At 69.4% G+C, this 11474-nt stretch carries 13 protein-coding genes; 11 read left to right on the top strand and 2 right to left on the bottom strand.

Annotation, left to right across the window (positions count from 1 at the left end; all coding sequences use genetic code 11):
• Positions 1 to 121: 121 nt before the first annotated feature.
• A complete protein-coding gene (locus tag C8D87_RS34985) occupies positions 122 to 340 on the top strand; it encodes a hypothetical protein (RefSeq protein WP_112230005.1) in 219 nt (72 codons plus the stop codon).
• Position 341: 1 nt separating this feature from the next.
• Here C8D87_RS34985 and C8D87_RS34980 read toward each other — a convergent pair whose 3' ends face one another.
• Positions 342 to 1595 (bottom strand): coiled-coil domain-containing protein, encoded by a 1254-nt coding sequence (locus C8D87_RS34980; protein WP_146771957.1) that lies wholly within the window; start codon positions 1593 to 1595, stop codon positions 342 to 344.
• 317 nt (positions 1596 to 1912) lie between these two features.
• Here C8D87_RS34980 and C8D87_RS34975 point away from each other — a divergent pair, with 317 nt between their 5' ends.
• The 5 genes from C8D87_RS34975 (at position 1913) to coaD (ending at position 8274) form a co-directional block, all read left to right on the top strand.
• A complete protein-coding gene (locus tag C8D87_RS34975) occupies positions 1913 to 5290 on the top strand; it encodes a pyruvate carboxylase (RefSeq protein WP_112230001.1) in 3378 nt (1125 codons plus the stop codon).
• A 111-nt stretch (positions 5291 to 5401) separates the two neighbouring features.
• Positions 5402 to 6475, top strand: a complete 1074-nt coding sequence (locus tag C8D87_RS34970; RefSeq protein ID WP_112229999.1) for an MBL fold metallo-hydrolase — start codon at positions 5402 to 5404, stop codon at positions 6473 to 6475.
• Between the two features lie 20 nt (positions 6476 to 6495).
• The gene (locus tag C8D87_RS34965) at positions 6496 to 7179 is read left to right on the top strand and encodes an SDR family NAD(P)-dependent oxidoreductase (RefSeq protein ID WP_109635219.1); all 684 of its coding nucleotides are present in this window, start codon (positions 6496 to 6498) and stop codon (positions 7177 to 7179) included.
• 4 nt (positions 7180 to 7183) lie between these two features.
• Positions 7184 to 7738 carry a 16S rRNA (guanine(966)-N(2))-methyltransferase RsmD gene (gene rsmD, locus C8D87_RS34960; RefSeq protein ID WP_109634175.1) on the top strand — a complete coding sequence of 185 codons (555 nt, stop codon included), beginning with the start codon at positions 7184 to 7186 and terminating at the stop codon, positions 7736 to 7738.
• A 53-nt stretch (positions 7739 to 7791) separates the two neighbouring features.
• Positions 7792 to 8274, top strand: coding sequence for a pantetheine-phosphate adenylyltransferase (gene coaD / locus C8D87_RS34955; RefSeq protein ID WP_109634172.1), 483 nt, complete (start codon positions 7792 to 7794; stop codon positions 8272 to 8274).
• On the opposite strand, the gene C8D87_RS34950 is transcribed toward coaD, so the two are convergent.
• Entirely contained in the window at positions 8271 to 8711 is a 441-nt protein-coding gene (locus tag C8D87_RS34950; RefSeq protein WP_325049745.1) for a GNAT family N-acetyltransferase, read from the bottom strand. The genes coaD and C8D87_RS34950 overlap by 4 nt on opposite strands.
• Positions 8712 to 8813: 102 nt before the next feature.
• Here C8D87_RS34950 and C8D87_RS34945 point away from each other — a divergent pair, with 102 nt between their 5' ends.
• From C8D87_RS34945 to C8D87_RS34925, 5 genes are all read left to right on the top strand, one after another.
• The gene (locus C8D87_RS34945; protein ID WP_109634170.1) at positions 8814 to 9530 is read left to right on the top strand and encodes a DivIVA domain-containing protein; all 717 of its coding nucleotides are present in this window, start codon (positions 8814 to 8816) and stop codon (positions 9528 to 9530) included.
• 148 nt (positions 9531 to 9678) lie between these two features.
• Entirely contained in the window at positions 9679 to 10260 is a 582-nt protein-coding gene (locus tag C8D87_RS34940) for a YceD family protein (protein ID WP_109634167.1), read from the top strand.
• 2 nt (positions 10261 to 10262) lie between these two features.
• Entirely contained in the window at positions 10263 to 10445 is a 183-nt protein-coding gene (rpmF, locus tag C8D87_RS34935) for a 50S ribosomal protein L32 (RefSeq protein WP_030467958.1), read from the top strand.
• 16 nt (positions 10446 to 10461) lie between these two features.
• Positions 10462 to 11265 carry a ribonuclease III gene (gene rnc / locus C8D87_RS34930; RefSeq protein ID WP_109634165.1) on the top strand — a complete coding sequence of 268 codons (804 nt, stop codon included), beginning with the start codon at positions 10462 to 10464 and terminating at the stop codon, positions 11263 to 11265.
• A gap of 8 nt (positions 11266 to 11273) precedes the next feature.
• Positions 11274 to 11474, top strand: a complete 201-nt coding sequence (locus tag C8D87_RS34925) for a hypothetical protein (protein WP_109634163.1) — start codon at positions 11274 to 11276, stop codon at positions 11472 to 11474.

Below are 11474 nucleotides of genomic sequence, written 5' to 3'. Positions count from 1 at the left end.
ACCGACCCGGCCAGCACCATGGTGCTCTGCCGCGGCCATCTCTACGAGCTCCCGCGCCAGGTCGGGACATGCCTGCGAGCACAAGCTGTGGGCCGGCTCGGTCGGCCTGCGGGAAGAGACGGTGAAGGGCCGCATCTGGCGCAGCGACGACGCCGGCGAGACGTGGTGGTACCTGTCCGAGTGCGCGCGGGCCAAGCAGCCCGTCTGCCTGAACTTCCACCCCGCCGATGTCGCGTCGCTCGACGGAAAGTCGCTCATCGGGTTCGCGAGCGACTACGCGCCGAACGGCAAGTGCTTCACCAGCTGGGGCACGAGCAGCCGGCCACCGTTCCCCGGCTGACCTATCGCGGCTTCGGCAGCTGCTGGGTCTCGCCGTCGTCCGAGTCGTCCGAGTCGTTGGAGCCCTCGGAGTCCAGCGGCTTCAGCACCGACATCGCCGCCTCGACCGCTGCCTGCGCGGCGTGGAACTGCGTGGCGAGGTTGTCGTGCGCCGAACGCAGTGCCGCTTCCTTCTCGGCCGCGGCGGCAGCGCGCTGGTCGGCCTCGGCCACCGCGGCCGCTGACCTCTCCTCGGCCTCACGGACCAGGGCGGAGGTCTTTGCTTCGGCGTCGCGGACCAGCGTGGTGGCCTTCTCGTCGGCCTCACGCACGACCGTCTCGGCCTTCTGCGTGGCTTCGGCCAGCGTCGACTCGGCCTTGCCGGAGGCCTCGCGCACGACCGTCTCGGCCTTCTCCTCCGCCGCGCTGACCAGGGCGGTTGCCTGCGCGGACGCTTCGGAGGTGATCTTCTCGGCCAACGCCTGCGACTCCGCCTCGAGCTCGGCGATCGCCTTCTCGGCCTCGGCCTGCTTGGCCTTCAGCGCTTCGTCGAGCTTCCGCAGCGCCTCGACCCGCGTGGCCTCGGACTCGGCGGCGATCCGCTCGGCCTCGGCCTTCGCGTCCGCCAGCACCTTCTTGTGCTCGGCGGTCAGCGTCGCCTTGAGGCCGTCGTACTCCTTGTCCAGCTCGTCGTGGTAGGCCTTGTACTTCTGGTCGAGCTCCACGCGGCGGGTGTCCAGGTCGGCCGACTTCTTCTCGAACTCGGCGGCCACGCGCTCGCCTTCCGCGCGCACCTCGGCGACCAGGGCCTCGTGCTCGGCGGTCAGCTTCGCGCGCAACGCCTCGTGCTCGGCCTCCAGCTCGGACCTGCGGGAGGCGAACTGCTGTTCGAGCTCAGCCGTGCGCTGCTGGTGGCCGACCTCCAGCTGCTTGCGGCGGGCCTCGGTCTCGGCGAGCAGGCGGTTGTGCTTCTCGCGCTGCTCCGCCGCCCACTTCTCGGCCTCGCCGCGCGTGGCGGCGGCCTTGTCGAGGGCGTCCTTGCGGATGTCCGCGATCTCTTCCTCGGCCAGGCTCATCATCACGCGAACACGCTCGGTGACGTTCGACGCGCTGACGGGGCTGTTGGCGAGGTTCGACAGCTGCATCTTGGTCTTGTCGAGCTCGGCACGCGTCGCGTTCAGGAGCTTCGTGAGCTCCCCCACCTGGGCGGCGGCCGCGTCACGGGAGCGGTTCGAGTTCTTGAGGTCGAACTCCAAGCGGGTGACTCGTTCGTTCACCTGTCGCTGGTTGTAACCACGAAGGACAACGTCGAAATGCGGTGTGCGGGCAGTAGGCTGCCCGGCTCCATCAGCCCCGGCCATATGGCTCACCCTACCGAGATAGTTACCAAGATCGTCACTCGATCTGGTTAAACCCACTACCGGGCGGAGTCTGACCGGGTGGTGGGTATCAACCTAGCTCCCAAACCGCGAGAATCCTCACGGGCAAGACCGATCAGGATGACACCCATCACGTGAGACAGTCCTCCCAACAGGCAAGAGTCGCACGGTAACGTGCCCGAACTGACCGACGAGCAAATCCGGGAGGGCTACGGATGTTCCGCAAGGTTCTTGTCGCCAACCGCGGCGAGATCGCGATTCGCGCGTTCCGGGCCGCCTACGAACTGGGCGCGGGAACGGTCGCCGTTTTCCCTCACGAAGACCGCAACTCCCTGCACCGGTTGAAGGCGGACGAGTCGTACGAGATCGGCGAGCCCGGTCATCCTGTTCGCGCGTACCTCTCTGTTGACGAGATCATCAAGGCTGCCCGCAAGGCCGGCGCCGACGCGATCTACCCGGGTTACGGCTTCCTGTCCGAGAACCCCGAGCTCGCGATGGCGTGCCGGGAGGCGGGCCTGACGTTCATCGGCCCCGTCGCCGAGGTGCTGGAGCTCACGGGCAACAAGGCGCGTGCCATCGCCGCCGCCCGCGAGGCCGGGCTGCCGGTGCTGGAGTCGAGCGCGCCGTCGTCGGACATCGGCGTGCTGCTCGAAGCGTCGAAGTCGATGCGCTTCCCCGTGTTCGTGAAGGCCGTCGCCGGTGGCGGTGGCCGCGGCATGCGCAAGGTCGACGACCCGGCCGCGCTGCGTGAGGCGCTCGAAGCGGCGTCGCGCGAGGCGGAGTCGGCGTTCGGCGACCCGACGGTGTTCCTCGAGCAGGCCGTGGTCGAGCCGCGCCACATCGAGGTGCAGATCCTCGCCGACGGCCAGGGCAACGTGATCCACCTGTTCGAGCGCGACTGCTCGGTGCAGCGGCGTCACCAGAAGGTCATCGAGATCGCTCCCGCGCCGAACCTCGACCCCGAGCTGCGCGAGCGCATCTGCAACGACGCGGTGAAGTTCGCCCGCCACATCGGCTACCGCAACGCGGGCACCGTCGAGTTCCTGCTCGACCCGCAGGGCCACTACGTCTTCATCGAGATGAACCCGCGCATCCAGGTCGAGCACACGGTCACCGAAGAGGTGACCGACGTCGACCTGGTGCAGTCGCAGATGCGCATCGCGTCCGGCGAGACGCTGGAGGACCTCGGGCTCAGCCAGGACACCGTCCAGCTGCGCGGCGCGGCGCTGCAGTGCCGCATCACCACGGAAGACCCCGCCAACGGCTTCCGCCCGGACACCGGCATGATCAGCGCCTACCGCTCGCCGGGTGGTTCCGGCATCCGCCTCGACGGCGGCACGGCCGGCGCCGGCATGGCCATCGGCGCCCACTTCGACTCGATGCTCGTGAAGCTCACCTGCCGCGGCCGCAACTTCGCCCTCGCCGTGGCCCGTGCGCGCCGGGCGATCGCGGAGTTCCGCATCCGCGGTGTCTCCACGAACATCCCGTTCCTGCAGGCGGTGCTCGACGACCCGGACTTCTACGAGGGCCGCGTCACCACGTCGTTCATCGAGAAGCGCCCCCACCTGCTGACCGCGCGCCACTCGGCCGACCGCGGCACGCGCCTGCTGACCTACCTCGCGGACGTCACGGTCAACCACCCGAACGGCACCCGCCCGACCGCGGTGGACCCGCGGGAGAAGCTGCCGATCATCGACCTCAACGCCGAACCGCCGGCCGGGTCGAAGCAGCGGCTCGTGGAGCTGGGCCCCGAGGGCTTCGCGCGCTGGATGCGCGAGAGCAAGGCCGTCGGTGTCACGGACACGACGTTCCGCGACGCGCACCAGTCGCTGCTCGCCACCCGAGTACGCACCAAGGACCTGCTCGCCGTCGCACCGCACGTCGCGCGCATGACGCCGGAGCTGCTGTCCCTGGAGTGCTGGGGCGGCGCGACCTACGACGTGGCGCTGCGGTTCCTCGCCGAGGACCCGTGGGAGCGCCTGGCCGCACTGCGCGAGGCCGTGCCGAACATCAACCTGCAGATGCTGCTGCGCGGCCGCAACACGGTCGGCTACACGCCGTACCCCGAGGCGGTCACCAAGGCGTTCGTGCAGGAGGCCACGGACACCGGCATCGACATCTTCCGGATCTTCGACGCGCTGAACGACGTCGAGCAGATGCGCCCGGCCATCGAGGCGGTGCGCGAGACCGGCACGGCCGTCGCCGAGGTCGCCCTCTGCTACACGAGCGACCTGTCCAACCCGGACGAACGTCTGTACACACTGGACTACTACCTCAAGCTGGCCGAGCAGATCGTCGGCGCGGGTGCGCACGTCCTGGCGGTGAAGGACATGGCGGGGCTCCTGCGGGCCCCGGCCGCCGCTCGCCTGATCTCGGCTCTGCGCAAGGAGTTCGACCTCCCGGTCCACCTCCACACGCACGACACGGCCGGTGGCCAGCTGGCGACCTACCTGGCCGCGATCCAGGCCGGTGTGGACGCGATCGACGGCGCGACCGCGTCGATGGCGGGCACGACGTCGCAGCCGCCGCTGTCGTCGATCGTGGCGCTGACCGACCACACCGAGCACGCCACGGGCCTCGACCTGCAGAACGTGTGCGACCTCGAGCCGTACTGGGAGGCCGTGCGCAAGATCTACGCGCCGTTCGAGTCCGGCATCCCCGGCCCGACCGGCCGCGTCTACCACCACGAGATCCCCGGTGGTCAGCTCTCGAACCTGCGCACCCAGGCCGTCGCACTGGGCCTGGGCGAGAAGTTCGAGGAGATCGAGTCCATGTACGCGGCCGCCGACCGCATGCTCGGCCACCTTGTGAAGGTGACGCCGTCGTCCAAGGTCGTCGGCGACCTCGCACTGCACCTCGTGGGCGCGGGCGTGTCCCCGGAGGACTTCGAGGCCGACCCCGGCAAGTTCGACATCCCGGCGTCGGTGATCGGCTTCCTGCACGGCGAGCTGGGCGATCCGCCCGGCGGGTGGCCGGAGCCGTTCCGCACCAAGGCTCTGGCCGGCCGGACGGCACCGAAGCCGATCGAGGAGCTCTCGCCGGAGGACGAGGCGGGACTCGTCGACGACCGCCGCGCGACGCTGAACCGCCTGCTCTTCCCGGGGCCCACGAAGGAGTTCCGCGCCCACCGCGACGCCTACGGCGACACGTCGGTGTTGCGGTCCAAGGACTTCTTCTACGGCCTGCGACCGGGTGAGGAGTACTCCGTCGACCTGGAGCCGGGTGTCCGGCTGCTGATCGGCCTGGAGGCGATCTCCGAGGCCGACGCGCGCGGCCTCCGCACGGTCATGGCGACCCTGAACGGCCAGCTGCGCCCGATCCAGGTCCGCGACCGCTCCGTGGCCGCCGACATCCCGGCCGCGGAGAAGGCCGACCGCGCCAACCCGAACCACGTCGCGGCCCCGTTCGCGGGAGTGGTGACGGCGGCGGTGGCCGAGGGCGACAGCGTGGAGGCCGGCCAGACCGTCGCGACGATCGAGGCCATGAAAATGGAGGCCGCGATCACCGCCCCGAAGGCGGGACGCGTGCAGCGCCTGGCGTTGCGCGGCGCCCAGCAGGTCGAGGGCGGCGACCTCCTGATCGTGCTGGAGTGAGCGTGCGGGGCCCGGCTTCGGCCGGGCCCCGCGTCGTTCTGCGCGCCGTGCGGAACTCCACGACCATTCCCTGCGTTGCACCGGGCACGGGGTCAGGGGAAGGGTTGTGACATGAAGAAGGCGTTGGCCGGCCTGCTCGGACTGGCGGGCGTGGCGTGGGCGTTGCGGGACGTGCCGAAGCAGCTGGGCGGCAAGCCGGATCCGGCTCGGATGGCGCGCTCACCGCGCTACCGCGACGGCAAGTTCCACAACGACAAGGTGGTCAGCACGGTCCCGGACCGCGACTCCTTCTCCTTGCGCGACTTCATCTTCGGCGGCGAGGACCGCAAGCCGTCCGCCGCCGTGCCCCTCGTCGGTCCCGCCGCGCCGGTGACCTCTGGCCTGCACATCACCTGGTACGGCCACGCTTCCGCGCTGATCGAGATCGACGGCGCCGCGGTGCTGGTCGATCCCGTGTGGAGCGACCGCGTCTCGCCTTCCGCGCACCTCGGCCCCCGCCGTCTGCATCCGGTTCCGCACCAGTTGTCGGATTTGCCCGCCTTGAGCGCGGTGGTGGTGTCGCACGACCACTACGACCACCTCGACATGGAAACCGTGCAGGCGCTGGTCACGGGTTCGTCCGCGGTGTTCGTGGTGCCGCTGGGCCTCGGCGCGCACCTGCGGCGGTGGGACGTTCCGGAGGAGCGGATCGTCGAGCTGGACTGGGACGAGTCGTTCTCCGTCGACGGCTTCACGCTCACCTGCACCGCGGCACAACACTTCTCGGGCCGCTCCGTGCAGCGAAACGTCACGCTGTGGGCGTCCTGGGTGATCGCTCGCGGGTCTCGCTCGGTGTTCTACAGCGGCGACACGGGGTACTTCCCCGGCTACAAGACGATCGGCGAGGCACACGGCCCGTTCGACGCGGTGCTCATGCAGGTCGGCGCGTACAACGACGCCTGGCCGGACATCCACATGACGCCGGAGGAAGGGGTGCAGGCGTTCGAGGATCTCGGCGGCGGCCTGCTGATCCCGGTGCACTGGGCCACGTTCAACCTCGCGCTGCACTCCTGGACCGAGCCGGTCGACCGCGTGTGGCGGGAAGCCAAGGCGCGCGGCCTGAAGCTCGCCGTGCCGCGGCCGGGGGAGCGGGTCGACGTCGACGCGCCAAATGAGGTTGACGGGTGGTGGCAGGCTCTCTCCTGATGACTTTCGTTGGGGAGAACATGCGCACTGCAGTAGTCACGGGCGGTGGCACCGGCATCGGCCGGGCCATCGCCCTCGCACTTGCCGGACAGGGTCTGGACGTCACGATCACCGGCCGCCGCGCGGAAGTGCTCGCCGAGGTTCCGGATGTCCGCCACGCCGCGTTCGACGCCACCGACCCGGACGCGGTCAGCGAGGCGCTCGGCAGCCTTCCGTCCAAGGTGGACGTTCTGGTCAACAACGCGGGCGGCGTCATCAGCCACGCCGACACCAAGTCGCGGTGGCTCGCCAACTACGAGGCCAACGTCGTCAGCGCGGTGCTCGTCACCGAGGCACTCGCGCCGAGGCTCGCCGACAACGGCCGCGTGATCAACATCGGCTCCATCGCGGGTCGCAGGGGCGGCGGCAGCTACGGCGCCTCGAAGGCCGCGATCGAGGCGTGGACCGCGGACCTCGCGGGCGAGCTCGGCCCGCGCGGAATCACCGCCAACGTCGTCTCGCCGGGACTGATCGTCGACACGGAGTTCTTCGGCGACTCGATGACCGAGGAGCGGTTGAACACGCTCATCGGGCAGACCAAGAACGGCCGCGCGGGCACGCCGCAGGACGTGGCGGCGCTCGTGGCGTTCCTCGCCTCGGAGCACGCGGGCCACATCACCGGGCAGGTGCTGGCGGTGAACGGCGGAGCCCACCTGGGACGATGAGCAGGTGACACGAATCGTTGCCGGGACCGCGGGAGGCCGCAGGCTCAAGGTGCCGCCCAAGGGCACCAGGCCCACGTCCGAGCGGGTGCGTGAGGCCCTCTTCAGCTCGCTGGAGTCGATGATGGACCTCGACGGAGCGAACGTGCTGGACCTGTACGCGGGGTCGGGCGCGCTCGGCTTCGAGGCCCTGTCCCGCGGTGCCGGGCACGCGACCTTCGTGGAGTCGGACCGGCGGGCGGCCGACGTGCTCAAGGCCAACGCCAAGGACCTCGGCTTCGGCAACACCACGATCGCGAACCGCAGCGCCGAGGCGTACGTCACGGCCGAGGGCGAGAAGTTCGACGTCGTGTTCGCCGACCCGCCGTACGCGGTGACGGACGAGGAGCTCACCAAGGTCCTGCACGGGCTCGCCGGTCGGCTCGCCGAGGACGCGGTGCTCATCGTGGAGCGTGGTTCGAAGAGCGCCGAACCAGGGTGGCCGGACGGAGTAGAACCCTTGCGCGCCAAGCGGTACGGCGACACCGCGGTCTACTGGGGGCGGCTACGTGCTGATGGGTGATGAGAACCACGGACACGCCTGGAGGCGTCCGATCGGGTGCTAACGTCCGCCTCATGACGCGTGCCGTGTACCCCGGCTCCTACGACCCGGTAACGAACGGCCACCTGGACATCATCGGGAGAGCCGCGCACCTCTTCGACGAGGTCGTCGTCGCCGTGCTCATCAACAAGAACAAGCGCACCTTGTTCAGCGTTGAAGAGCGCCAGGACATGCTCCGCGAAGTCACCAAGCAGTGGGACAACGTGCGCGTCGACGCCTGGCACGGCCTCCTGGTCGACTACTGCCGCGAGAACGACATCAAGGCCATCGTGAAGGGCCTGCGCGCGGTCAGCGACTACGACTACGAGCTGCAGATGGCGCAGATGAACCACCAGCTCACGGGTGTCGACACGCTGTTCATGCAGGCCAGCCCGCAGTACTCGTTCCTGGCGTCCTCGCTGGTCAAGGAAGTGGCGACGTACGGCGGCGACGTGTCCACGCTGCTGCCCGCGATCGTCGAGCAGCGGCTGCAGCAGCGCCTCGCCGAAACCCGCTAGAGCGACAGCTTCATTCCCACGTGGGACGCGGTGAACCCGAGCCGCTCGTAGAACCGGTGTGCGTCCACGCGTGACGCGTCCGTCGTCAGCTGCACCAGACCACAGCCGCGTGCGCGCGCCTCGTCGATCGCCCACCTCACCAGGCGTTCGCCGAGGCCGCTGCCGCGCTGGTCGGAACGCACCCGGACGGCCTCGACGGTCGCGCGGGTCATGCCCAGGCGCGACAGACCGGACGTGAACGTGAGCTGGAGCGTGCCGACGACCTCACCGCCGGCGTCGGCCACCGCGAGGAACTGGTGCGGGTCGGCGTCGATCACCTCGAAGGCCTTGAGATACGCCGGATCGCCCGGCTTCTCGCGCGTGGCGCCCAGCGGATCGTCCGCCAGCATCGCCACGATCGGGTCGACATCGGCGGCGGTCGCCCGCCTGATCGTGATGGTCACGCCAAATCCTGACACGCCCTGCCGATCTCCCTCTTTCGGGGAGATCCGCAGGGCACACTTGTGAGTGGGAGCAACAGGTGGGTTAGGGAGTGAGACGTGTACCGGGTGTTCGAGGCACTCGACGAGCTCGTCACGATCGTCGAGGAAGCGCGCGGAGTACCGATGACCTCGGGCTGCGTCGTGCCGCGCGGGGATGTGCTCGAACTGCTCGACGACGTGCGTGACGCGATTCCCGCGGAGCTCGACGACGCGCAGGACGTGCTGGACCACCGCGACGAGGTCGTCGGCAAGGCCAAGCACGAGGCCGAGGCCGGTGTGTCGAAGGCGCGAGCGGACGCCGAGCGGATTCTCGCGGAGGCCCAGGCCGAGGCGGAGGCGATGCTGTCCGACGCCCGCGCCCGTGCCGAGCGGATGATCGCCGAGGCGGAGGACCAGGCGGAGCGCACAGTCGCCGCCGGCCGGCAGGAGTACGACGACCTGGTGGGTCGTGCCCACAGCGAGGCCGAGCGGATGATCCAGGCGGGCCGTGCCAACTACGAGCGCGCCACCGAGGACGGCCGGGCCGAGCAGGCCAGGCTCGTCAACGAGCAGGAGGTCGTCCGGGCGGCGCACGCCGAGTCGGCGCGCGTGCTCGACGCGGCGCAGAGCGAGGCCATCCGGCTGCGTTCGGAGTGCGACGCGTACGTGGACAGCAAGCTCGCGGACTTCGAGGACCTCCTTGCGCACACGCTCAGGTCGGTCGGCAAGGGCCGTTCGCACCTGCGCGGGCCTGCCGTCGCAGGGGCTGCCGCACCGTTCGACTACGGTTCCTGACGAACCAGCCGGGGTTCGGCACGACTGAACGTGTGATTCGCGCTACGTCTGACAGGTGCGATCACCTGCCGATTTCACGCGTGAGCCCGTCGTCCCGTACCCTGGACCGGCTGGACGTGGTAGGTCCCCGCCGGCAACCAATCTGATCATGACTGAGCATCGTCACGCGTCCACGCGTCCCACAGCATCAGGACCCTGGGTCATCGACACCAGGGACCTCGGCCGTCGCGCCGGGTCTAGCCGACCCTTCGTCCGGTCGGTTCCCGCAGCAGGCGTAGGGCTGCTCGGGGTGATCGCGGTGCCGGATGGCGGAGAGGTGGAGCTCGACCTCCTGACCGAGTCGGTCGTGGAGGGCGTGCTCGTGTCGGGGACCGCGTATGCCAAGGTCACCGGTGACTGCTCGAGGTGCCTCGAGCCGATCGCCGACGAGGTAGAGGTCCGGATCACGGAGTTGTACGCGTGGCCGGACAGCACCACTGACGAGACCACGGACGAAGACGAGGTCAGCCGGATCGTCAACGATCTGATCGACCTCGAACCTGTGGTGCGGGACGCCATCGTCCTCGCGCTGCCGCAGGCGCCGCTCTGCGAGCCGGACTGCAAGGGGCTTTGCTCCGAGTGTGGCGGCAGGTGGGCGGAGCTCGGGCCCGACCACGGGCATGAGACGATCGACCCTCGTTGGGCCGCGTTGCAAGAGCGGTTCAGCGATGACAACAACGAGGAGAAGTAGTCGTGGCCGTCCCGAAGCGGAAGATGTCGCGCTCGAACACCCGTGCGCGCCGTTCCCAGTGGAAGACGTCTGCCGTGCACCTGGTGGCGTGCTCCAACAAGGCTTGCCGCCAGCCGAAGCCGCAGCACGTCGCCTGCCCGGCCTGTGGTCAGTACGCTGGCCGCCAGGTCGCTCAGCCGGCCTGATCTCCTCGGCAACGTAGTGGGGGGAAAGCCGCCGCGCGCTCCGCAAGCCGACCGCGCGACTTTGTCCGAAGCGCTCGGCGTCCACCTGGACGCCGAGCTGCTCGGGCTTGCACTCACCCACCGGTCCTACGCGTACGAGAACGGCGGTCTGCCGCCGAACGAGCGTCTCGAGTTCCTGGGAGACGCCGTGCTCGGGTTGGTCGTCACCGACCACCTCTACCGCACTCACCCCGATCTTCCCGAGGGACAGCTCGCGAAGCTCCGCGCCAGCGTGGTGAACATGCACGCACTCGCGGGCGTAGCGCGTGACCTGGGAGAAGGCGGTTTGGGAGCACACCTGCTGCTCGGCCGCGGCGAAGAGCTGACCGGCGGCAGGGACAAGGCGAGCATCCTCGCCGACGGCCTGGAAGCCGTCATCGGTGCGGTGTACCTGCAGTTCGGTATCGATACCGCACGAACGTTCGTTCACCGGCTGTTCGATCCACTCTTGGCCAAAGCTCCGCTTCTCGGTGCTGGACTGGACTGGAAGACAAGCCTGCAGGAGCTCACCGCTCAAGCCAGTCTCGGCGTCCCGGAGTACCGCGTGGACGACCAGGGGCCGGACCACCGCAAGGAGTTCACCGCCACGGTGCTCGTCGGTGGCCAGCCCTACGGCAAGGGTGATGGGCGCACCAAGAAGGAAGCCGAGCAGAAAGCCGCTGAAGCGGCTTATCATGTTCTGTCGGAGCGGGTCAAGGCCGAGCAGGAGTCGGCCGCATCCGCAAACGGACAGAACGGCGCCTCGGTGACGCCAGGGACCCTCCCATCCGAGGAAGACTGAGACACGCAATGTATGCGACCAGGTACCGCACGAACCGCCGCAGCCGCTCCGCTCGCGGCCCGGTGAACACCTCCCGCAACGGAGGCATCCAGGGACTTGTGCTGGTCAGGGACACGAGCCGTGCCGGCGTGTGGGTGCTCAAGCCCACCAAGCCGCAGGCTGCCGTGATCGAGGCACAGCCCGTCGACGAGGGCAAGTCCGAAGCCTGA

This window comes from Lentzea atacamensis (assembly GCF_003269295.1).
GTDB lineage: Bacteria > Actinomycetota > Actinomycetes > Mycobacteriales > Pseudonocardiaceae > Lentzea > Lentzea atacamensis.
This window is presented reverse-complemented; position numbering and strand designations above follow the sequence as displayed.

Bases quoted from the DNA above. Each gene is read 5' to 3' on its own strand.
- C8D87_RS34965 (WP_109635219.1), top strand. From the start codon at position 6,496: ATGCGCACTGCAGTAGTCACGGGCGGTGGCACCGGCATCGGCCGGGCC.
- C8D87_RS34940 (WP_109634167.1), top strand. From the start codon at position 9,679: ATGACTGAGCATCGTCACGCGTCCACGCGTCCCACAGCATCAGGACCC.
- C8D87_RS34925 (WP_109634163.1), top strand. From the start codon at position 11,274: ATGTATGCGACCAGGTACCGCACGAACCGCCGCAGCCGCTCCGCTCGC.
- coaD (WP_109634172.1), top strand. From the start codon at position 7,792: ATGACGCGTGCCGTGTACCCCGGCTCCTACGACCCGGTAACGAACGGC.
- C8D87_RS34970 (WP_112229999.1), top strand. From the start codon at position 5,402: ATGAAGAAGGCGTTGGCCGGCCTGCTCGGACTGGCGGGCGTGGCGTGG.
- C8D87_RS34975 (WP_112230001.1), top strand. From the start codon at position 1,913: ATGTTCCGCAAGGTTCTTGTCGCCAACCGCGGCGAGATCGCGATTCGC.